At 65.3% G+C, this 21,283-nt stretch carries 19 protein-coding genes; 6 read left to right on the forward strand and 13 right to left on the reverse strand.

Annotated elements, in window-relative coordinates; translation table 11 throughout:
- Nucleotides 1-6: 6 nt before the first annotated feature.
- Nucleotides 7-915 carry a LysR substrate-binding domain-containing protein gene (locus EN857_RS00770; protein ID WP_127309931.1) on the reverse strand — a complete coding sequence of 303 codons (909 nt, stop codon included), beginning with the start codon at nucleotides 913-915 and terminating at the stop codon, nucleotides 7-9.
- A gap of 96 nt (nucleotides 916-1,011) precedes the next feature.
- Between EN857_RS00770 and EN857_RS00775 the strand changes: the two genes are divergently transcribed.
- From EN857_RS00775 to EN857_RS00790, 4 genes are read left to right on the forward strand one after another with little or no spacing between them, the layout of a single operon-like run.
- A complete protein-coding gene (locus tag EN857_RS00775; RefSeq protein ID WP_127285692.1) occupies nucleotides 1,012-1,197 on the forward strand; it encodes a hypothetical protein in 186 nt (61 codons plus the stop codon).
- The gene (locus tag EN857_RS00780; RefSeq protein ID WP_135857551.1) at nucleotides 1,194-4,124 is read left to right on the forward strand and encodes a molybdopterin oxidoreductase family protein; all 2,931 of its coding nucleotides are present in this window, start codon (nucleotides 1,194-1,196) and stop codon (nucleotides 4,122-4,124) included. Before EN857_RS00775 ends, EN857_RS00780 begins: the two co-directional genes overlap by 4 nt.
- Complete coding sequence (locus EN857_RS00785) at nucleotides 4,121-4,855, forward strand: 4Fe-4S dicluster domain-containing protein (RefSeq protein ID WP_135857553.1); 735 nt, start codon at nucleotides 4,121-4,123, stop codon at nucleotides 4,853-4,855. Before EN857_RS00780 ends, EN857_RS00785 begins: the two co-directional genes overlap by 4 nt.
- Nucleotides 4,856-4,865: 10 nt before the next feature.
- Nucleotides 4,866-5,801 (forward strand): DmsC/YnfH family molybdoenzyme membrane anchor subunit, encoded by a 936-nt coding sequence (locus EN857_RS00790; protein ID WP_135857555.1) that lies wholly within the window; start codon nucleotides 4,866-4,868, stop codon nucleotides 5,799-5,801.
- Between the two features lie 12 nt (nucleotides 5,802-5,813).
- Here the strand turns inward: EN857_RS00790 and EN857_RS00795 are convergent, their stop codons facing one another.
- The gene (locus tag EN857_RS00795; RefSeq protein WP_135857557.1) at nucleotides 5,814-6,692 is read right to left on the reverse strand and encodes a LysR substrate-binding domain-containing protein; all 879 of its coding nucleotides are present in this window, start codon (nucleotides 6,690-6,692) and stop codon (nucleotides 5,814-5,816) included.
- Nucleotides 6,693-6,785: 93 nt separating this feature from the next.
- Here EN857_RS00795 and EN857_RS00800 point away from each other — a divergent pair, with 93 nt between their 5' ends.
- Nucleotides 6,786-7,757, forward strand: a complete 972-nt coding sequence (locus tag EN857_RS00800; RefSeq protein ID WP_135857559.1) for a quinone oxidoreductase — start codon at nucleotides 6,786-6,788, stop codon at nucleotides 7,755-7,757.
- 13 nt (nucleotides 7,758-7,770) lie between these two features.
- Here the strand turns inward: EN857_RS00800 and pdeM are convergent, their stop codons facing one another.
- The 5 genes from pdeM to EN857_RS00825 all read right to left on the reverse strand — a co-directional run bounded on the left by pdeM (nucleotide 7,771) and on the right by EN857_RS00825 (nucleotide 13,914).
- The gene (gene pdeM, locus EN857_RS00805; RefSeq protein WP_135857561.1) at nucleotides 7,771-8,487 is read right to left on the reverse strand and encodes a ligase-associated DNA damage response endonuclease PdeM; all 717 of its coding nucleotides are present in this window, start codon (nucleotides 8,485-8,487) and stop codon (nucleotides 7,771-7,773) included.
- On the reverse strand, nucleotides 8,484-11,018 hold the full coding sequence (locus tag EN857_RS00810; protein WP_135857563.1) for a ligase-associated DNA damage response DEXH box helicase: 2,535 nt from the start codon (nucleotides 11,016-11,018) through the stop codon (nucleotides 8,484-8,486). Before EN857_RS00810 ends, pdeM begins: the two co-directional genes overlap by 4 nt.
- Nucleotides 11,019-11,237: 219 nt before the next feature.
- Nucleotides 11,238-12,098, reverse strand: a complete 861-nt coding sequence (locus EN857_RS00815) for an NlpC/P60 family protein (protein ID WP_189521627.1) — start codon at nucleotides 12,096-12,098, stop codon at nucleotides 11,238-11,240.
- A 29-nt stretch (nucleotides 12,099-12,127) separates the two neighbouring features.
- Entirely contained in the window at nucleotides 12,128-12,478 is a 351-nt protein-coding gene (locus EN857_RS00820) for a MarR family winged helix-turn-helix transcriptional regulator (protein ID WP_127285600.1), read from the reverse strand.
- Between the two features lie 71 nt (nucleotides 12,479-12,549).
- Nucleotides 12,550-13,914 (reverse strand): leucyl aminopeptidase family protein, encoded by a 1,365-nt coding sequence (locus EN857_RS00825; protein WP_135857567.1) that lies wholly within the window; start codon nucleotides 13,912-13,914, stop codon nucleotides 12,550-12,552.
- A 253-nt stretch (nucleotides 13,915-14,167) separates the two neighbouring features.
- On the opposite strand from EN857_RS00825, the gene EN857_RS00830 reads away from it, so the two are divergent.
- Complete coding sequence (locus EN857_RS00830; protein ID WP_127285598.1) at nucleotides 14,168-14,989, forward strand: tetratricopeptide repeat protein; 822 nt, start codon at nucleotides 14,168-14,170, stop codon at nucleotides 14,987-14,989.
- 48 nt (nucleotides 14,990-15,037) lie between these two features.
- Here EN857_RS00830 and EN857_RS00835 read toward each other — a convergent pair whose 3' ends face one another.
- The 6 genes from EN857_RS00835 to EN857_RS00860 all read right to left on the reverse strand — a co-directional run bounded on the left by EN857_RS00835 (nucleotide 15,038) and on the right by EN857_RS00860 (nucleotide 21,270).
- Nucleotides 15,038-15,352: a putative quinol monooxygenase gene (locus tag EN857_RS00835; protein ID WP_128272648.1), complete on the reverse strand. Its 315-nt coding sequence runs from the start codon at nucleotides 15,350-15,352 to the stop codon at nucleotides 15,038-15,040.
- A gap of 155 nt (nucleotides 15,353-15,507) precedes the next feature.
- Nucleotides 15,508-16,524 (reverse strand): type II secretion system F family protein, encoded by a 1,017-nt coding sequence (locus EN857_RS00840; protein ID WP_127285596.1) that lies wholly within the window; start codon nucleotides 16,522-16,524, stop codon nucleotides 15,508-15,510.
- A 9-nt stretch (nucleotides 16,525-16,533) separates the two neighbouring features.
- Complete coding sequence (locus tag EN857_RS00845; protein WP_127285595.1) at nucleotides 16,534-17,547, reverse strand: type II secretion system F family protein; 1,014 nt, start codon at nucleotides 17,545-17,547, stop codon at nucleotides 16,534-16,536.
- Between the two features lie 29 nt (nucleotides 17,548-17,576).
- On the reverse strand, nucleotides 17,577-19,076 hold the full coding sequence (locus tag EN857_RS00850; RefSeq protein ID WP_128272645.1) for a CpaF family protein: 1,500 nt from the start codon (nucleotides 19,074-19,076) through the stop codon (nucleotides 17,577-17,579).
- Nucleotides 19,077-19,219: 143 nt separating this feature from the next.
- The gene (locus tag EN857_RS00855; RefSeq protein ID WP_189379817.1) at nucleotides 19,220-20,503 is read right to left on the reverse strand and encodes a CpaE family protein; all 1,284 of its coding nucleotides are present in this window, start codon (nucleotides 20,501-20,503) and stop codon (nucleotides 19,220-19,222) included.
- 29 nt (nucleotides 20,504-20,532) lie between these two features.
- A complete protein-coding gene (locus EN857_RS00860; RefSeq protein ID WP_135857569.1) occupies nucleotides 20,533-21,270 on the reverse strand; it encodes a CpaD family pilus assembly protein in 738 nt (245 codons plus the stop codon).
- Nucleotides 21,271-21,283: the final 13 nt, after the last annotated feature.

Genomic DNA, 21,283 nt, shown 5'->3' on the forward strand with positions numbered 1-21,283 from the left:
TCCCGATCAGCCCCTGCTCAGCGGCGGCAAGTCCGCCTTTCCACCCAGATGCGCCCGCAGCGCCATCTGGGCGAGGCTCGGCTGGCGGTCGCGGTGGGTAATGATGGCGAAGTCGCGCTTCGGCAGGTCGATCGGCACCGACCGCAAGCTGCCTTCGGCCACGGCGCGGCCGACGACGAGTTCCGAGATGATGGTGGCGCCGGCGCCCGCCTCGACCGCCTGGCGGATCGCCTCGTTGCTCGGCAGGACGAGGAATATCCTGAGATCGGCGAACGGCACCGCCTCGCGGCGCGCGAGGTCTTCCAGCGCCTCGCGCGTGCCGGAGCCGCCTTCCCTGATGATCCAGCGCAGCTCCCTGATATCGGGGTGGCCGCGCCCATGTTCGGCGATTTTCGGGTGCGTGGAGGCGACGACCAGCAGCAGCCGATCCACATCGACCTTGGCGCGCCGCAGGATGTCGGATTCGGTGCGCCCCTCGACCAGGCCGAAATCCGCCGTGCCGTCGAGCACATGGGTCTCGACCTGGCTGGTGTTGCCGATGCTGACATTCAGCCTGACGGCAGGATAGGCCTCGTGGAAGGCAGCCAGCCGTCGTGGCAGCCAGTAGCTGGCGATGGTCTGGCTGGCAGCGATCGACAGGCTGCCGGTGACCGTCTGAGAGACATGCTCCAGCACATTGCTGGCGGCGGCAGCGCGCTCCAGCACCGCCTTGGCCTCGGGCAGGAACCTGCGCCCGGTCTGCGCCAGCTCGATGTTGCGGCCGACGCGGTCGAACAGCCGCACCCCATGCTGCTGCTCGAGCGCGCGAATGGCAGCCGAGGCGGCCGACTGCGAGATACCCAGAAGCTCGGCCGCCTTGGTCATGTGGCCGCGCTCGGCGACGGCGACGAAGATGCGCAACTGTTCAAGGGTCATGTGCAATTAAGAAGCAAAATCGATCGGAATTACAAGAGCAACTTGTTAGACAGATCGATTGCTTTGTTCTAAGTTTTCACTGGATGTTGGAAAAAATTGGCGGCCGCGCCGCAAGAGTTGGAAATGATGGGGCGCTTCAAATCGCTGTTCGCGCACTGGACCCGTGGCCTGAAGCGGCGGCTCGCCAGCGATCGCTACCACCCTGAACAGCACTATATGCGCGGTCCCGGGCCGAAGACGAAAGCCAAGATCGCGAGCCGCCAGAGCATCCGGGAACAATGAGCCACGGCGCGCCGCGCGGCGCAAATTCCGCCCCGTCGCAGCGGCCGCTGGCCGACACGCGCGCGCCCGACGAGGGCGACGGCGTCGACACTTCGCCAGGCGTCTCCGACCGGATCGCCAAGACCACCTGCTATATGTGCGCCTGCCGCTGCGGCATCGACGTCCATATCAAGGACGGCAAGGTCCGCTATATCAACGGCAACAAGGACCATCCGGTCAATCGCGGCGTGATCTGCGGCAAAGGCAGCGCCGGCATCATGCAGCACTACAGTCCGGCGCGGCTGAAGAAGCCGCTGTTGCGCAGCGGCCCGCGCGGCTCGGGCGAATTCCGTCAGATCGAATGGGAGGAAGCCTTCTCGATCGCGACCGAGCGGCTCTCGGCGATACGCCGGAGCGATCCCAAGAAGCTCGCCTTCTTCACCGGACGCGACCAGTCGCAATCCCTGACCGGCTGGTGGGCAAGCCAGTTCGGCACGCCGAACTTCGCCGCCCATGGCGGCTTCTGCTCGGTCAACATGGCGGCCGGCGGCCTCTACACGATCGGCGGCTCGTTCTGGGAGTTCGGCGAGCCCGACTGGGACAACACGAAATACTTCATGCTCTTCGGCGTCGCCGAAGACCACGATTCCAACCCGATCAAGATCGGCCTCGGCAAGCTCAAGGCGCGCGGCGCCAAGGTCGTCTCGATCAATCCGTGCCGCACCGGCTACAATGCGATCGCCGACGACTGGATCGGCATCAGGCCGGGCACCGACGGCCTGTTCGTGCTGGCGCTGGTCCACGAGTTGCTCAAGGCCGGCCGCGTCGATCTCGACTATCTGCTGCGCTACACCAACGCCCATGTGCTCGTCATCCAGGAGCCGGGAACCTCCGATGACGGGCTCTTCGTTCGCGACGCCGCCGGCCATCCGCTCGCCTGGGACAGGGTTGCGAAGACACCGGTCCGGGCTGCCGACCCCAACGCGAAACCGGCGCTGACCGGCAGCCATACGGTCAACGGCCGCCGCTGCGTTCCGGTGTTCCAGCTCCTTGCCGACCGCTATCTCAACGACAGCTATTCGCCCGACGCGGTCGCCGGCCGCTGCGGCGTCAGCGCCGACACGATCCGCCGGATCGCGGCGGAGCTGGCGCATGTCGCCTTCGAGCAGGCGATCGAACTACCGGTGGCCTGGACCGACTGGGCCGGGCGCAGGCACGAGACGATCAAGGGGCGGCCGATCTCCATGCACGCCATGCGCGGCATCTCGGCCCATTCCAACGGTTTTCACACCTGCCGCGCCATCCATCTGCTGCAGGTGCTGCTCGGCACCGTGGACGTGCCGGGCGGCTTCCGCTTCAAGCCGCCCTATCCGCGCCCGGCGCCGCCGGGGCCGAAGCCGGCGGGCAAGGACGTCCGCCCGATGACCCCGCTGGAAGGCATGCCGCTCGGCTTCGTCTGCGGGCCGGACGACCTGCTGGTCGACGGGGCCGGCACGCCGACACGCATCGACAAGGCCTATTCCTGGGAGGCGCCTTTAGCCGCGCACGGCCTGATGCACTCGGTCATCCGCAATGCCTGGGCGGGTGATCCCTACCCGATCGACACGCTATTGATGTACATGTCGAACATGGCTTGGAATTCCTCGATGAACACGGTCGAGACGATTCGCATGCTCACCGACAAGGATGCGTCGGGCGACTACAAGATCCCCTTCATCATCTATTCCGACGCCTACTACTCGGAGACCGTGCCGTTCGCCGACCTGGTGCTGCCGGACACCACCTATCTCGAGCGGCATGACTGCATCAGCCTGCTCGACCGGCCGATCAGCCATGCCGACGGGCCAGGCGATGCGATCCGCCATCCCGTCGTCGAGCCGGATCGCGACGTCAGGCCGTTCCAGTCGGTGATGATCGAGCTCGGCGCGCGGCTCGGCCTGCCCGGTTTCGTCAACGCCGACGGCTCGCCCAAGTACCGCGACTATGCCGACTACATCGTCAACCACGAGCGCACGCCCGGCATCGGTCCGCTCGCCGGCTGGCGCGGAAAGGACGGAAGCTCGATCGGCAGAGGCGAAGCCAATCCCGATCAATTGCAGCGCTACATCGACAATGGCGGCTTCTGGCACCACGATTTTTCCGCCGACCAGCGTTATTACAAGATGGGCAACCGCGCCTATCTCGACTTCGCGGCTGAGATGGGCTTCATCGCCAAGGCCGAGCCAATCGTCTTCCAACTCTATTCCGAGCCGATGCAGCGCTTCCGGCTGGCCGCGCGCGGCCATGGGAACGTGCAGCCGCCGGAGGCGGAACGCGGCCGCATCGAAGCCTACATGGACCCGCTGCCGTTCTGGTACGCGCCATTCGAGGAAGACGCCGTCGACCTCGAACAATATCCGCTGCATGCGCTGACGCAGAGGCCGATGCACATGTACCATTCCTGGGGCTCGCAGAATGCGTGGCTGAGGCAGATCACCAGCCAGAACCGGCTGTTCGTGCATGCAAAGACCGCTGCCGATCTGGGCCTTGTCGACGACGACTGGGTATGGATCGAGAGCGTCAACGGCCGGGTGAAGGGACAGATCAAGCTGGTCGACGGCGTCAACCCCGACACGGTGTGGACCTGGAACGCCATCGGCAAGCGGCGCGGCAGCTGGGGACTGAAGGACGATGCGGCGGAGAGCAATCGCGGCTTCCTGCTCAACCACATCATCGGCGACCAGACCGCGGCCGATGCCAACGGCAAGCGCTATTCGAACTCCGATCCTGTGACCGGACAGGCGGCATGGTTCGACGTCCGGGTGCGGATCGTCAAATGCGCGGCGGAGGAAGCGGGCTTCACCGAGCCGCAGTTCGAGCGCTTCCGGGAGCCGCCGCGCTTCCAGCCCTCGCCTGACATGCTTCAGTTCGGCGCCGAATTCCGCATGAAGAGGGAAGCCGCCGAATGACCTGCCTTCCCGCGCAAACCGACAAGAAGCTCGGCCTGGTGATCGACCTCGACACCTGCGTCGGCTGTCAGGCCTGCGTCACCGCCTGCAAGGAATGGAACACCGGCGGCCATATGGCGCCGCTGACCGATATCGATCCCTATGGCGGACATGTCGACGGCGTCTGGTTCAACCGCGTGCACGCTTATGAGCACACGACCGAGATGGGCGGGCGCACGGTCAACTTCCCGCGTTCCTGCCTGCATTGCGAGCAGCCCGCCTGCGTCACCGTCTGCCCGACGGGCGCCTCCTACAAGCGGACGTCGGACGGCATCGTGCTGGTCGACGAGGACAAATGCATCGGCTGCAAACTGTGCAGCTGGGCCTGCCCCTACGGCGCGCGCGAGTTCGACACGCAGGTCGGCGTGATGAAGAAATGCACGCTCTGCGTCGACCGCATCTACAACGACAATCTGGCCGAGGAAGACCGCGTGCCGGCCTGCGTGGCGGCCTGCCCGACCAGCGCCCGCCATTTCGGCGATCTCGGCGATCCGGCGTCAGCCGTATCGCAGCTGGTGACGGCGCGCGGCGGCGTAGACCTGATGCAAGAACTCGGCTACCGCCCGACCAACAAGTATCTGCCGCCGCGCGCCCATACGGAACGCGCCGCCAAGGTGCCAGCGCCGGCGCTGGAGCCGGTGCGGGCCGAAGGCGGCTTCCTCGGCTGGATCGACCGCATGCTTTCGAACTAGCATCCCGGCCATGCATCCCGCTTTCTCCGTCGTCTTCTTCACCACTGCCACAGGCGCCGGCTACGGCCTGCTGGCGCTGCTTGGCGTGCTTGGCGGGCTGGGCTTTGTCGAACCCGACTTCTGGCTCGGGCTCGTCGGCATCGGACTGGCGCTCGGCCTGATCGCGGCCGGCCTTCTGTCGTCGACCGGCCATCTCGGGCGGCCTGAACGAGCCTGGCGCGCCTTCTCGCAATGGCGCAGTTCCTGGCTGTCGCGCGAGGGCGTTGCGTCGGTGGCAACCTTCATCCCGGCCGGACTGTTCGGCATCGGCTGGGTGTTCTCGGGCCGCAGCGGCGGCTGGGTGGCAATCGCCGGGGTGCTGGCGGCCCTCGGTGCGGTCGCCACGGTCTGCACCACCGGCATGATCTATGCCTCGCTGAAGCCGATCGCGCAGTGGCATAGCCGCTTCACCCTGCCCGGCTATCTGATCTTCTCGGCGATGACCGGCGGCGTGCTTTTCAACGCGCTGCTGCAGGGTTTCGGTGGCGGATCGAGAGCCGTGCTGGCGTTCGCGCTGGTCCTAACCTTGCTCGGCTGGGGCTGGAAGCTGGCGACGTGGCGGCACAACGACGAACTGGAAATCCCGACCACGGCCAACACCGCGACCGGCCTTGCCGGCGGCACGGTGCGCTCGCTCGAGTGGCCGCATACCGAGGAAAACTACCTGCTCAAGGAGATGGGATTCCGCATCGCGCGCAAGCACAGCGCGAAGCTGCGGCGGATCACGCAGGTGCTGGCCTTCGCCGCGCCGGTTTTCTTGCTTGCTGTCGCCTTCGCACTACCGCGGCCCTTCGCGGCTATTGCGTCGGCGCTCGCGGCTATCTCCCAGCTCGCCGGCATGCTGGTCGAGCGCTGGCTGTTCTTCGCCGAGGCGAAGCACACGGTCACCCTCTATTACGGCCGGTAGGCGTCCTCTCCGTCATGCGGCCCGTGCCCGTGACGCCGCCGGCAAGTCCTTCAGCAAGATCTCGATCGCGGCATCGACGACGGCTGTCCGTCGGTCGTGTGCGTAAAGACCGTATTGGACTGTGAGCGTCTCGGGAACGCCAGCCGATGTCTTCAGCACCCGCATCGAAGCAGTGCGCACCGATTCGGGCGGAAGCAGCCCGACGCCCAGCCCATTCTCGATCGCTGCCTGCAAGCCGGTGACGCTCTGGCACGACAAGCCGATCCTGTGCTCCCTGCCGGCGGCAAGCAGCGCCTCGATCATGCGCCTGCGCCAAGGGCAGGTCGCGCCAAAGGCGACGAGATCGAGCGGCCGCTCCGCATCCAGCTCGTAGTCCTGTGCGCAGACCCACTGCAGTTCGACGTTCCACGTCGTCAGGGCATCGGCCGCGACGACGGACGTCGGGGCGATCATGACGTCCAGCGCATCCTCACTCCAAAGCCGTCCCAGCGCGACGCTGTGCTCGACCGTCGCGTCAATGCTGATTTCGGGATAGGTGCGATGAAGCCGCCCGAGCGCTGCCGACAGCGCCGCCGTCGTGACCTCCTCGGCGAGGCCGATACGCACCCCGCCGCCTATGCCGGCCTGCTGCAGGCGCGCCACCGCCTCGTCGCCCAGAGCCAGGATGCGGGTCGCGTATCCCAGAAAAAGTTCCCCCTCCGCGGTTGGCACGACGCCGCGGCCGGTGCGTTGAAACAGGTGCCGTTGCAGCAATCCTTCGAGCCGCCGCATCTGCATGCTCAGCGACGATTGGGTTCTGCCGGTCTGCGCCGCGACCCTGCTCAGGCTGCCCTGCCGGCAGACCGCCACATAGGTGCGAAGAAGGTCGATGCCAATCTGGTCAGATATCATGATCCTTGAACTCTGATGTCATGGATATCAGCCTACAATGATATCGCGCCACGCGCTATCTCCCTGCCACGAGACAGCGCAAGGAAGAAATCCATGAAAGCGATCCGCGTCCACCGCCATGGCGGCCCAGATGTGCTTGCCTATGAAGATGTCGACATCGGCCAGCCCGGAACCGGCGAGGTCCGCGTGCGCAATCGGGCGGTCGGCCTCAACTTCGTCGACATCTATTTCCGCACCGGCGAATATGCGCCGCCCGCTTTGCCATTCACGCCGGGCAATGAAGGCGCCGGCGAGATCGTCGCCGTCGGCGAAGGGGTGAGCGGCTTTGCGCCCGGCGATCGTGTCGCCTATGTCGAGACGCTGGGCGCCTATGCCGAGGAACGCATCGTGCCGGCGCATTTTGTCGTGCACCTGCCCGACGCCATCGACTTCGAGACCAGCGCGGCGATGATGCTGAAGGGGCTGACGGCGCAATATCTGCTGCGCCGCACGTTTCGCGTCGAGGCGGGCCACACCGTCCTCGTGCAGGCCGCGGCGGGCGGCGTCGGCCTCATCCTGACGCAATGGGCGAAGCATCTCGGCGCCACCGTCATCGGCACGGTCGGTTCGCCAGAGAAGGCCGAGCTCGCGCGCGCCAATGGCTGCGACCATGTCATCGACTATGGCAGGGAAGACCTTGCCGCGCGGGTGAGGGAGATCACTGGTGGCCAAGGCTGTCACGTCGTCTACGACGGCGTCGGCAAGGCGACCTTTCCGGCCTCGCTCGATTGCCTGCGGCCCCTTGGCACCTTTGTCAGCTTCGGCACGGCGTCAGGATCGATCCCGCCATTCGACATCATGCTGCTGATGCAGAAGGGCTCGCTGTTCGCCACCTGGCCGCTGTTGTTCCATCACCTCGCCAGGCGCGAGGACGTCGTCGCCATGAGCGAAGAACTCTTCAGCGTCGTGCTGAGCGGTGCCGTGAAAATCCCCGTGCACGCCCGGATGCCGCTCGCCGAAGTGGCCGAAGCGCATCGCCGGCTCGAAGCGCGGCAGACGACCGGCGCAACCGTGATGCTTCCTTAATGCAATCTTCAGCTCAGCCCGGCCGCAGCATCGAGCCGGCAATAGCGAAGATGCGCTCGGCGCCGAGCATATAGGCCATCAGTGTCTCGCGACGGAACAGGCCGGCATAGGCGCGGTCGAGCACGTTGAGCGAGCCGGTATAGGCGCCAAAGGCCGGCATGATCATGCGGCCGCCGTCGGCGGCGAAGCAGCGCCGCCGCACGGAGCGCCCTTGCTGGACGATCCGGGCGCAAGGATGGAGGTGGCCTGATATCTCGCCCTCCACGCGCAGCTTGGACGGCTCGTGCCTGAAGAGCAGAGACCCGATGGCAAGCTCGCGCACGGTCTCGCCGGGCAGGTCGGCCGGCGCGTCCGGATCGTGGTTGCCGGCGATCCAGAACCAGTCGCGGCCGGCGATCAGGCTTTCCAGTCGCTCGCGAAAGCTTTCATGCATACGCGCCGCGCCGCCGCCGTCGTGGAAAGAATCGCCAAGGCTGATGACGATCGCCGGCTGGTAATCGGCGATCACCGCCTGCAGCCTGAGCAGCGTCGCACCGGTATCGTAGGGCGGGATCAGCGCGCCGCGCCTGGCGAAGGAGGAGCCCTTCTCCAGGTGCAGATCCGACACCGCGAGCAGCCGCAGATCGGGGAAATAGAGCACGCCGCGCGGATCGCAGACCGCGCGTTCGCCGGCGATGCCGACAAGATCGGCCTCGGCGATCAGCGATGCGCGTGTCAGCGAATAATTCATGCCTCGCTCATTCCCGGCCCCATGGCCTCCTCGACCAGCGTCGCCGCATCCATCAGCAGTGTTTCGTCCGCTTCGCCATGCACCGGCATCTTGCCGATCTCAAGCATGATCGGCACGGCAAGCGGCGATATCTGCTCGAGATTCTTATGCACGATTCGACCCTTGATGCGCGAGAGCATCTCGGCAAGCCGGCTGACATCGAGCAAACCGGTCGCCGCATCGGCACGCGTCGCCTGCAGCAGGATATGGTCGGGCTCGTGGCTGCGCAGCACGTCATAGACGAGATCGGTCGATACGGTGACCTGACGGCCGCTCTTCTCCTTGCCCGGGTGGCGTTTCTCGATCAGTCCCGAGATCAGCGCACAATTGCGGAAGGTGCGTTTCAGCAGCCAACTGTCGGCGAACCACGCCTCGAGATCGTCACCCAGCATGTCCTGGTCGAAGAGGGTGGGCAAGGAAGGTGTTTTCGCCCTGAACATCATGCCCATGTCGGCCAGCGACCATATGGCAAGCGCATAGTCGGTGGCGACGAAGCCGAGCGGCCTGGCGCCCGCCCTGTCGAGCCGGCGGGTGAGCAACATGCCGAGCGTCTGGTGCGCCAGCCTGCCCTCGAACGGATAGGCGACCAGATAGTGGCGGTTGCCGCGCGGAAAAGTTTCTATCAGGAGATCATCGCGTTTGGGCAGCACCGACTTGTCGGCCTGGAAACGCAGCCAGTCGGCGACCTGCTCCGGCAGCTTCTTCCAACGCCGCGGATCGTCCAGCATGGCGCGCACCTGCTCGGCGAGATAGGTCGAAAGCGGAAACTTGCCGCCGCCATAGTAGGGCACCTTGGCATCGCTGCCGGGCGCGTTCGACACGAAGCATTCATTCTCGCGAATGCCTTCGAAGCGCAGCACCTTCCCGGCAAACATGAAGGTATCGCCATGAGTCAGCGTCTCCAGGAACGCCTCCTCGATCTTGCCGAGGACCCGGCCGCCGCGCGAAGCCGACCCTTTGCTGCCGGCCTGCACGTAGCGCACGTTGAGGGCCGGCACCTCGATGATGGTGCCGACGTTCAGCCGGTACTGCTGGGCGACGCGAGGATTGGATACGCGCCACATCCCGTCCTTGTTCAGGCGGATGCGGGCGTAGCGCTCGTAGTTCTTCAAGGCGTAGCCACCGGTGGCGACGAAATCTATCACCCGGTCGAATGTCGGCCGGTCGAGGCTGGCATAAGGCGCCGCCGATCTGACCTCCTCGAACAGCGCGTCGGCGTGGAATGGCGCGCCACAGGCGCAACCCAGGACATGCTGGGCCAGCACGTCGAGCCCGCCATCGACCAGCGGCGGCGTGTCCTGCGCGCCAAGATAGTTGGCGTCGAGGGCGGCCCGGCACTCCAGCACCTCGAAGCGGTTGGCGGGGATCAGGATCGCCTTCGACGGTTCGTCCATGCGATGGTTGGCGCGGCCGATCCGCTGCGCCAGCCGGCTTGCCCCCTTCGGCGCGCCGACATGAACGACCAGATCGACATCGCCCCAGTCGATGCCGAGATCGAGCGTCGAGGTGGCGACGATGGCGCGCAGCGCATTCTCGCCCATCGCCTTCTCGACGCGGCGGCGCTGCGCGACATCCAGCGAACCGTGATGCAGCGCGATCGGCAGCGTGTCCTCATTGACCCGCCATAGTTCCTGGAACAGCAGTTCGGCCTGGCTACGGGTGTTGACGAACAGCAAGGTCGTCTTGTGGCGCTTGATCTCGCGATAGATCTCCGGCGTGGCGTAACGGGCGGAATGTCCCGCCCACGGCACGTGCTCTTCCGAATCGAGGATGGAGATTTCCGGCTTGGCGCCGCCGGTGACGACGATCAGTTCGGCCATGTCATCAGGTGGATTCTGGCTGACCAGCCAGCGCCGCAACTCGTCCGGTTCGGCCACCGTTGCCGACAATCCGATCGTCTGCAGTCCGGGCACAAAGTTGCGCAGCCTTGCCAGGCCGAGCGCCAGGAGATGGCCGCGCTTCGAAGTCACCAGCGAATGCAGCTCGTCGAGCACGACATAGCGCAGATCCTCGAAGAAGCGCCTGGCGTCGCCGGCCGCGATCAGCAGCGCCAATTGCTCGGGCGTCGTGAGCAGGATGTCGGGCGGCGCCAGCTTCTGCCGCTGGCGTTTGTGTGAGGGCGTGTCGCCGGTGCGGGTCTCGATGGTGACCGGCAGGCCGATCTCCTCCACCGGCTTGCCGAGATTGCGCTCGATGTCGACGGCGAGCGCCTTGAGCGGCGAGATGTAGAGCGTGTGGATGCCGCGATGCGCCTGGCCGGGTTTCCGCCTGGGACGGTTGGCGAGCTCGGTGAGCGAGGGCATGAAGCCGGCCAGCGTCTTGCCGGCGCCGGTCGGCGCGATCAGCAGCACCGACTGGCCGGCCTGAGCCCGCGCCAAAAGCTCGAGCTGATGGGCACGCGGCGCCCAGCCCTTTTCAGCGAACCATCTGACGAATGGTTCGGGCAGGACCACTGCGGCATTCTGTTCGGCGAGGCGCGGCTGCTCTGTCACCCGCCAGAGGTAGCGCGACGGCGCGCGAACGCCAAGGAAAATCGGAACAAAAGGGGATCATCCTTCCTCGCCCGGTTTACGGGGGGAGGATGCCGGCAGGCAGGTGAGGGGCCGCGCCGGCGATCAGAGGTTGGCCGTCAGCGCGAACAATCAGGGGTTCGCGCCGCCCCTCACCCGCCCTTCGGGCACCTTCTCCCCGTGAACGGGGAGAAGGAAAGATCACGGTCGCCGGAACCCCGTCGGCCCGCCATAGAGATAGCCGATGCGGGCGACGGCGTCCTTCAGTCCCTCGCGCGAGACCAGCATGGTGTGGCCGTTGGCATGGATCATTGTGTCGGCATCGGTCATGATCGCGACATGGCCTTTCCAGAAGACTAGGTCGCCGCGCCGCATGCCGGTGAAGTCCGGGCCCGGATCGAGCGGCTTGCCGATCGAGGCCGCCTGCATATCGGAATCGCGCAGCACGTCCCTGCCGGCCATGCGCATCGCCAACTGCACGAGGCCGGAACAATCGATGCCGAAGCCCGAGACCCCGCCCCAGAGATAGGGCGTGCCGAGAAAACTTTCCGCCACCGAAACATAGTCGGCCGCAGTCTCGCCGGCAGGCTGCAGATGGGCCGCGATGAGCGCCTGGCCCGACGACAAGAGAGCATAGTGCGTGCCGCGCGTTTCGGCGGCGCCGGTCACCGTCACCGCCGATCCCATCGACAATTGGCCGCTCACTGGAAAGCGCAGGTCCGGCCCCGGATAGAGGAAGGTGCGCGGTACCGAAACGATATGGGTCGGCGCCTGCTCGCGTGAACCGAGCACCGTGTCGGCGACATAGCCGACATAGCCGTCACGCTCGGCCTGGATCCAGGCCCAGCCTGCGCTGTCCTCGAAAACGAGCACGTCGTCGCCGAACAGGGCCTGCGTGTTGACGCCGGCATCCGGGAGCGGCGCCTTGCGCAGGTCGGCGACGGACACCGAAATCCGCGCCGGCCGGCCGGCGACGAAACGATCGGCTGAGACCTCTCCCTTCAGCCTGGCATCGGCGAGATCGGAACGGAAGGCGTGAAGGCGGGCATCCCTGGCGGTCAAATCGAGCACTCGGTCAGATGGACAATCGGTCAGATGGGCAGTTCATGGGCCCTGGCGATGATACCATCGCCGAAACGCTCGACAAAGAGCGCGCCCTCGACCGTGCGCCGGATCAGGACGTTGCGCTTGTCGAGCTCGTCGCGGTGGCGCGACACCAGCTTCAGCGCCCCCATCGTGTCGAGCGCTCGGGTGATGACCGGCTTGGTGACGTTGAGCCGGGCGGCCAGCCCACGCACCGTATGCGGCGGCGGGTCGAGATAGATGGTGAACAGGATCGCCGTCTGGCGCATGGTGAGATCGGGCGAGCCGTCGCGCACCTGCGACAGCATCACCTGCTGCCACAGTCTGAGGGCCTGGCTCGGGCGCATCGAGATCGACATCGCGCCAGCATGCCGGCAAATTGTTTCGGTTCCGTTTCAGTGGCGGCATCTTGCCGGCCGTCCCGGATGCGTCACGCAAATCGCTTGGAGATGATCCGCTCCAGCGCCCGGATGCCTTGCGCCTCGCCGCCGGTGATGCCGTATGGGCGATCGGACGGGTTCCAGGCGAAGATGTCGAAATGCGCCCAGCGCGGCGTCTTCTCGACGAAGCGCTTGAGGAACAGCGCCGCCGTGATCGAACCGGCGAAGCCGTCGGTGGTGACGTTGTTGATGTCGGCGATCTTCGACGACAGCTTTGCATCGTAAGGCCGCCACAGCGGCATGCGCCACAGAGGATCCTCCACGGCGACGGCGGCCGCCGACAGCTCGGACGCCAGCGTATCGTCGCCGGTGTAGAAAGGCGGCAGGTCCGGGCCGAGCGCGACGCGAGCGGCACCCGTCAACGTCGCCATGTCGATCAGCAGCTCGGGCTGCTCGTCGTCGGCGAGCGCCAGCGCGTCGGCCAGCACCAGCCGCCCTTCGGCATCGGTGTTACCGATCTCGACGGTGATGCCCTTGCGGCTCGTCAGCACGTCGCCCGGCCGGAAGGCGTTGCCGGCAATCGAATTCTCGACCGCCGGGATCAAGACGCGCAGCCGCACGTTGAGCCTGGCAGCCATGATCATCGACGCCAGCCCAAGCACGTTGGCCGCGCCGCCCATGTCCTTCTTCATCAACAGCATGCCCGACGAGGGCTTGATGTCGAGGCCGCCGGTGTCGAAGCACACGCCCTTGCCGACCAGCGTCACCTTCGGCGCATCCGGCGAGCCCCAGAGCAGGTCGATCAGCCGCGGCGCGCCGGATGAGGCGCGGCCGACGGCATGGATCATCGGGAAATTCTGCTTCAAGAGATCGTCACCCTTGATCACCGACACCTCGGCGTCCTGCGCCGAGGCCAGCGTCCGCGCCGCCCTTTCCAGCTCGTCCGGCCCCATGTCGCTGGTCGGCGTGTTGACCAGATCACGGGTCAGGAAAACGCCATCGGCGATGCGGCGGACATGCGCGGCATCGGCACCCGCCGGCAGCACGAAGCGCAGCGCCTTGCCAGGCTTCTTGCCGTAGCGGGTGAAGGCATAGCCGCCAAGCACCAGCCCGGTCGCGGCCAGATCCGGCCAGGCCGGCTCGGTGGCGAAATGCCAGTCGCCTTCGGGCAACGCCCTCGCCAGGGCGCCAACGGCAAGCGTGCCCTCGCCGTCGCCAAGGCCGAACAAGGCGCCGGCGAGCGCGCCGTCTTCGCCGGGCAGGGTCAGCGTCCTGCCGGCCTCGCCGGCAAAGCCGTTGGCCCTGGCCCAGGCAATCGCGGCCGGCGCGAGGCCGGCGGCCTCGAGGCCGCCGCCGGTGACCAGATGAACCGGCAGCGCGGCCGTGGATTTCGTCTCGACGAGTTCGACTGGCATTCGATGGTCTCCGGCTAAGGACGCTTGGTCATTGTTCACTGGCAGAAGCGTCAGAAAAATCCAACGAGAATTCGGGCGACGGCGCCGGCCAGCGTATCGTCCGTTCGACACGCGCAAGGGTGGGCCTGCCCTAACAGCAGGGACAATGGGAGCTTCAGGGGCCTTTCTTAACTGTCCGTTAGGGTTAACAGAATATTTCTTCGGGAGGGAAGACGGCCACGCAAGGCCGCAGATGGATGGAGGCCGCAGGCCGATGCTGATCAACGGTTTGATGAACACCACGGGCAAGCGGCTGATCACCACGGTCTTCATGGCAGCACTCGCGGCAAGTGTCGCTGGCTGCGGGACCAGCAAGTTCACCACCGGCTCGATCACGCGCTCCAACAGCAAGCCGCTGGAGACCATGTCGGCGACCGAGTTGCACAGCGCAACGACCAGGCTTGGCGAATCCTATGCCAAGAACCCCACCGACAAACGGATCGCCACCAATTACGCGGCGGCGCTGCAGATGGACGGCGATGCCGACCAGTCCCTTGCCGTCATGCGCAAGCTGGCGATCGCGCTGCCCAAGGACCGCGACGTGCTCGCCGCCTACGGCAAGGCGCTCGCCGCCAACGGGCAGTTCGAGCCGGCGCTGGACGCCGTGCGCCGCGCGCAGACGCCGGAATATCCGGACTGGCGGCTGGTGTCGGCGGAGGCCGCGATCCTAGACCAGCTCGGCCAGCGGGACGAGGCGCGCCAGGACTATCGCAAGGCGCTCGACCTCAAGCCGAACGAACCCTCGATCCTGTCCAATCTCGGCATGTCCTATGTGCTGGAAGGCGATTTGCGCACGGCCGAGACCTACATGCGCTCAGCGGCCCAGCAGCCCAACGCCGACAGCCGCGTGCGCCAGAACCTGGCGCTGGTCGTCGGCCTGCAAGGCCGCTTCGACGAGGCCGAGAAGATCGCCTCACAGGAACTCTCACCCGACCAGGCGCAAGCCAATGTCGCCTATCTGCGCCAGATGCTCGCCCAGCAGAACGCCTGGAGCCAGTTGAAGGACCAGGACAAGGACAAGGCCGCGACCAACTGACGGCATCGCCGGCGCGTCAGCCGATTCTTCAAGGTCATCGGCAGTGACTCAGTTCCAGATTTGAGCTTTGGCTTTCAGCGAGATCGGATCGGTTTCGATGAGACGGAGAGACTTCACCATACCGGCGGTCTCGGCCTTGTATTTGAGAAAATGCGGCGTGGTCAGGTGCATTTCATAAGCCGCCTGATCGGCATAGCCCTCAATGACGCGGACGAGATGCGGGCTTTCCCTGACCGAAACCGCGAACAGAAAAAGCACCCCGGGCTCCAGCCTCACGGAGGCTTCAGTCTCTTCAGCGATAAGGGCGGCGTAGGCGTCGAGGCAGTCGGCGTCGATCTCCAGCTCCGCTATCCTCACAATCATTGGCTGTCCCGTTTGCTTCGGCGCGCGCAGCCGGCGTCTCGGCTGCCTTCTTCTCGATCAGCGCGACAATATCACTGATCTCCCAAAGCCTGTCAGTCACGCCAGCGGCCATTGCCGGCGTCAAGCGCAGCTTTTTCGTCAGCGTCCGGGCTGCCTTACTGGCTGCTGGTGTTGTGCTGATCGCCGAAGATGCCGCGCTGGCTGACCTGGATGCCGGCCGGTCCCAGGATGATGGCGAACAGCACCGGCAGGAAGAAAAGGATCATCGGCACGGTGAGCTTGGGCGGCAGGGCGGCTGCCTTCTTCTCGGCCGCATTCATGCGCATGTCACGGCTTTCCGAGGCCAGCACGCGTAGCGCATGCGCGACCGGCGTGCCGTAACGTTCGGCCTGGACCAGCGCCTGCGTCACCGACTTGACCGATTCCAGGCCGGTGCGGCTGGCGAGATTCTCGTAAGCCACCTTGCGCTCCTGCAGGTAGGAGAGCTCGGCGTTGGTAAGCACGAATTCTTCCGCGAGCGCCACCGACTGCCCGCCGATCTCGTCGGCGACCTTGCGCAGCGCCGCCTCGACCGACATGCCCGACTCGACGCAGATCAGCATCAGGTCGAGCGCGTCGGGCCAGGCCAGCTGGATCGACTGCTTGCGCTTGGTGGCGCGGTTGTTGACGTAAAGGATCGGCGCGTAGAAGCCGCCATAGGCAACCACGACACAGACGAACAGCTTGATGAAGGGCGGCTGCAGGGGCAGGCCGCCGAGCACGAAAAGGTAGACGGCCGCCAGGGCGAAACCGACAAAGGGCAGAACCAGGCGGAAGAAGAGAAAGCGCGTCAGCGGATTCTGGCCGCGAAAACCCGCCACCTTGAGCTTCTGCAGCGTTCCCTCATCGGCCAGCGCGCGCCTGAGATCCAGCCGCTCGACGATGTTGCGCATGCCGATCGACTGTTCCTCGCGCAGGCCCTTGCGGCGGCGATCGGCTTCGTTGGCCAGCCGAACGCGTTGCTTGGCGCGCAACTCCTCGCGCTCGAGCGCCACCGATTTCATGCGCGACTTGAGCTGGTTGCCGCCGAGCGCGGGCAACAGCGTGAAGACCGTCGCGAACACCGCGATGCCGACCAGCAAGGCGATCAGGAAGGCGGGATCGGTAAGCGATTTGACGACCTGGTCCGTCATGGACGCCCCCTAGACTTCGAAGTTCATCATCTTGCGCATCACCAGGATGCCAATCGACATCCAGACCAGGGAACAGCCGATGATCAGGTTGCCTGTGCTGGTGGTGAACAGCGGCATGATGTAGTTCGGGCTCGACAGATAGACGAGGAAGGCAACGACGAAAGGCAGGGCGCCGATGATGACGGCCGAAGCTTTCGCCTCCATCGACAGCGCCTGCACCTTGGCCTTCATCTTCTTGCGGTCGCGCAGCACGCGAGAGAGATTGCCCAGCGCCTCGGAGAGGTTGCCGCCGGCCTGCGACTGTATCTGGATGACGATGCCGAAGAAGCCAGCCTCCGCGCACGGCATGGTTTCGGACATGCGCATGGTGGCATCGGGGATCGACATGCCCATCTGCTGCGAATCGATGATGCGGCGGAACTCGGTCCTGACCGGCTCCGGAGATTCGTTGGCGATCAGACGGATGGCGTCGTTGAGGGGCAGGCCCGACTTGACGGCGCGCACGATGATGTCGAGGGCGTTGGGAAACTCGTTGAGGAATGCCTTGACCCGGCGGGTCCGGCGGAACGAGACGAACCAGCGCGGCAGGCCGAGGCCGCCAGCCAGCAATGCGCCAGGCAGCACCAGCAAGGGCGCGGTGGCCAGATAGGCGAGCACAGTGAGCACGATGCCGCAGATCGCCGAGTAGATGTAGAAGCGTTCGATGGAAACCTGCATGCCGGCCTGGCGGATCTGCACCTTCAGCGGTGGCTTCTTGACGATGCGATCGTTGGATCGCTGCTTCTCGTCGAGCTGCTTCAGCGAATCCTGGAGGGATTTTCGCCGCTTCACCGCCTCGGCGGCGCGGTCGCGCGAGGCCTTGACGACGGACCGGTCGGTTTCGGCGGTCTTGATGGTCTCAAGCCGCTTGCCGACCTGCTTCTCGTTGCTGATGCGGTTGAACAGGAAAGCATAGGCCACCGCCCCGGCGCTGAAGCCGGCCAGCACGACAAACGCCAATACGGTGCTGTCAATTCCGAACATCGACCAGAGCCCCTACGCCTCCAGATACCTCAGCCAGCGTTTTTCTCCATGGCCTCGAGCGCGGTCGCGAGGCGCTGCTCCTCGCCATAATAGCGGGCACGATCCCAGAAATGCGGGCGGCCGATGCCGGTCGATACGTGCTCGCCGATCAGCCTGCCGCTCGCGTCCTCACCCTTGATGTTGTAGAGGATGAGGTCCTGGGTGATGATGACGTCACCCTCCATGCCGATCACCTCGGTGATGTGGGTGATACGCCGCGATCCGTCGCGCAGGCGGGCCGCCTGGATGATCACGTCGACGGAGCCGACGACGATTTCGCGCACGGTCTTTTGCGGCAGCGAGTAGCCGCCCATCGCGATCATCGATTCGATACGGTTCAGGCACTCGCGCGGGCTGTTGGAGTGGATCGTTCCCATCGAGCCGTCGTGGCCGGTGTTCATCGCCTGCAGCAAGTCGAACACTTCCGGTCCGCGCACTTCGCCGACGATGATCCGCTCGGGCCGCATGCGCAGGCAGTTCTTGACCAGGTCGCGCATGGTGACCTCGCCCTCGCCTTCAAGATTCGGCGGACGGGTTTCGAGGCGAACCACGTGCGGCTGCTGCAGCTGCAGTTCCGCCGAGTCCTCGCAGGTGATGACCCGCTCCTCGCGATCGATGTAGTTGGTCAGGCAGTTGAGCAGCGTCGTCTTGCCCGAGCCGGTGCCGCCCGAGATGACGACATTGCAGCGGACGCGGCCGATGATCTTGAGGACCTCGGCGCCCTGCGGCGAGATCGCGCCGAACTTGACCAGCTGGTCGAGCGTCAGCTTGTCCTTCTTGAACTTGCGGATGGTGAGCGCGGTGCCGTCGATGGAGAGCGGCGGCGCGATGACGTTGACACGCGAACCGTCGGGAAGGCGGGCGTCGCAGATCGGGCTCGATTCGTCGACACGGCGACCAACCTGGCTGACGATGCGCTGGCAGATGTTGAGGAGCTGCTGATTGTCGCGGAAGCGGATGCTGGTCTGTTCGACCTTGCCGTTGACTTCGATGTAGACGTTCTTGGAGCCGTTGACCATGATGTCGGCGATGTCGTCGCGGGCAAGCAGAGGCTCCAGCGGACCGTAGCCGAGCACGTCGTTGCAGATGTCCTCGAGCAGTTGTTCCTGCTCGGCGATCGACATCGCGAAATTCTTGATCGCGATGATGTCGTTGACGATGTCGCGGATTTCCTCGCGCGCGCTTTCGGGATCGAGCTTGGCGAGCTGCGACAGGTCGATCGTGTCGATGAGAGCGGAAAAGACCTGGCTCTTGGTGTCGTAGTAGGTCTCGCTGCGCTCGCGCTGGACCTTCTTCGGCTCCGGCGCCAGCGGCGGCGGCTCGACCGGGCGACGGGCGGGCTGGGCGGCCAACTCTCCCGACTGCGCCGGCGCGGCGGGGCGCGCTAGAACAGCCGTGTCCGCGGATCCAGGCGCAACGGGGCCCGGTGCCGGCTGGCGGAATTCCGGCTTGGACCGGTTGCCGTCGTCAGAGCCTCTCTTACCAAACATGATCGACTACCAATTCCGCCCAGAGCAGGATGCCGAAACGTGTGAAGCGGCTTTCGGACGACATCATGCTCTACTTTCTTCGATTTAGAGGCGGATTCAGATTTCAGGTCCATTCGACCTGAAATCATCCGCCTCTGGGTGCGTCACTTCTTGTTGCGCGAGAGCTTGCCGAGAAGCGAGCCGAGGCCCGCCTTCTTCTTGATCTTGATTTCGCTTCGTCCGGTCAGCACATGCGCGATCTCGTCGATGATGCCGACGATCGGGCTCTTGGCGTCCATCTCGCCCAGCATGCGGCCGTTGTTGGCGGCGTTGCCGAACAGCAGCGGTTCGAATTGGATGACCGCCATCGGCGTGATGCCGAGCGGTTCGGAAAAGTCCGTCGGTCCGATCTCGGGACGCTTCGGAACGCCTGCCTGATTGATGACAAGCCTTGGCGGCGGATCGTTCGGGCGCAGCCGTTTCAGCATGTCCACCATGTTCTTGGTGTTGCGCAGATTGGCCAGTTCCGGCGTCGCGGTGATGACCACCTCATCCGCCTTGACGAGGATGCTCTTGCTCCAGCCTGACCAGATATGCGGCACGTCGAGGACCAGCAGCGGCGCGCTGCGCTGGGCGGTGTCGATGAGCTGCGAGAAGGCATCGGGATCGAAGTCGTAGACCCGTTCGAGCGTTGACGGAGCGGCGAGCAGCGACAAATGCTCGGCGCATTGCGCAAGCAGCCGGTCGAGATAGACCTCGTCGACACGCTCAGGCGAAAACACCGCCTCGGCGATGCCTTGCGCCGGATCCTGATCGAAATTGATGTTGGCGGTTCCGAAAGCAAGATCGAGATCGGCGACGACCACCTCGGACTTGAACAGCGACGACATCGCCCAGGCGACATTGTGCGCGATGGTCGAGGAACCGACGCCGCCCTTGGCGCCGATGAAGGCGATCGAGCGGCCGATCGGTTCGGCCTCCGGATCGACGAAGATCGACGAGACCACGCTGACGATGTCGGTCATCGACACCGGCGCGATGACATATTCGGAAATGCCGGAGCGGATGAGCTCGCGATAGAGGCCGACATCGTTGTAGTGGCCGATCACCACGACCTTCGAGGACGGATCGCAATATTCGGAAAGCTGGGCGAGCTGCTCCAGCAGCTGCTTCGGCTCGCTGCGCGATTCCAGCAGGATCAGGTTCGGCGTCGGCGCCGACTGGTAGAACTCGATCGCCGTGGCGATGCCGCCCATATGGACCTTCAGGTGGGCCTTCGCCATGCGCCGGTCGTCGCCGGCGAGGCGGACCGGACTGGCGACGCCCTCGGTCTCGCAAAATGCCTGGATCGAGATGCGCGGCACCGGCCGCAATGCCTGCATCGCGGCGATGTCCTGTTGCGATGTATCGCCGCCATCCACAGGCGCGTCATAGGCAAGATTGCTCATTGTCATGCTCTCTTCCTGACTTGCGCCACTCAGTAGGTCACTTCCGAGTTGCCGAGGAATTCGTTCGAAATGCCTCTCGAGCGGTAAAGGTCGATCACCGCGCCGCGATTTTCGGCGTCGATGTCGGACTGCTTGCGCGGCCCGAGCAGATCGTTGGGATTGGCCATCTGGGCGGCAAGGTTGTTCTGGTACGAGCAGCCGAAATCGGCGTAGTGCTTGTTTTCCGAATTCTGCAGCAGGTCTTCCGGCCAGCGGCCGCATCTGTCCGTCTGCGCCCTCACCGCCACGAAGGCGACGCGCACCGGCGCCGAAGCTTCCGGAACCGCCGACTGATACGACGTCATGACGATGCGGTCGCGCTTGACGCCAGAGGCGGCGGCGACCCGCGCGAAATCGCGACCGGCCACCAAGGCCGCCACCTCGTTGGCCGAGCCTCTCGGGATCGCGATGGTCAGCGACGGGGCCGCACTCTTGTCATAGCCGTCGAGGAAGCCGAGCAGCGTGTCGCGCTGGGCGCCGGTCATGCCGCGATCGCCGGCGCCGACGGGAAGATCGATCTTCTGGTTCTTTTCCGCGATGACGATCGGATGGGTGGTGCGATAGTCGTCGGGGATGGCGCCGACCGTGACGCTGTCGCGTTTCCAACCGGCGCAGCCGGCGAGCGATGCGGCGAGCAGGACGGCCAGGACCGGGGCTACGGAGCGGCGGATCCGCTCGCGACCGGACCTTGCCGGCGCCGCGGTGGTGTTCGATGTCGACTGAAACATGTCCGCTTCCCCG

It is taken from the genome of Mesorhizobium sp. M4B.F.Ca.ET.214.01.1.1 (assembly GCF_004791545.1).
GTDB classification, from domain to species: domain Bacteria; phylum Pseudomonadota; class Alphaproteobacteria; order Rhizobiales; family Rhizobiaceae; genus Mesorhizobium; species Mesorhizobium abyssinicae.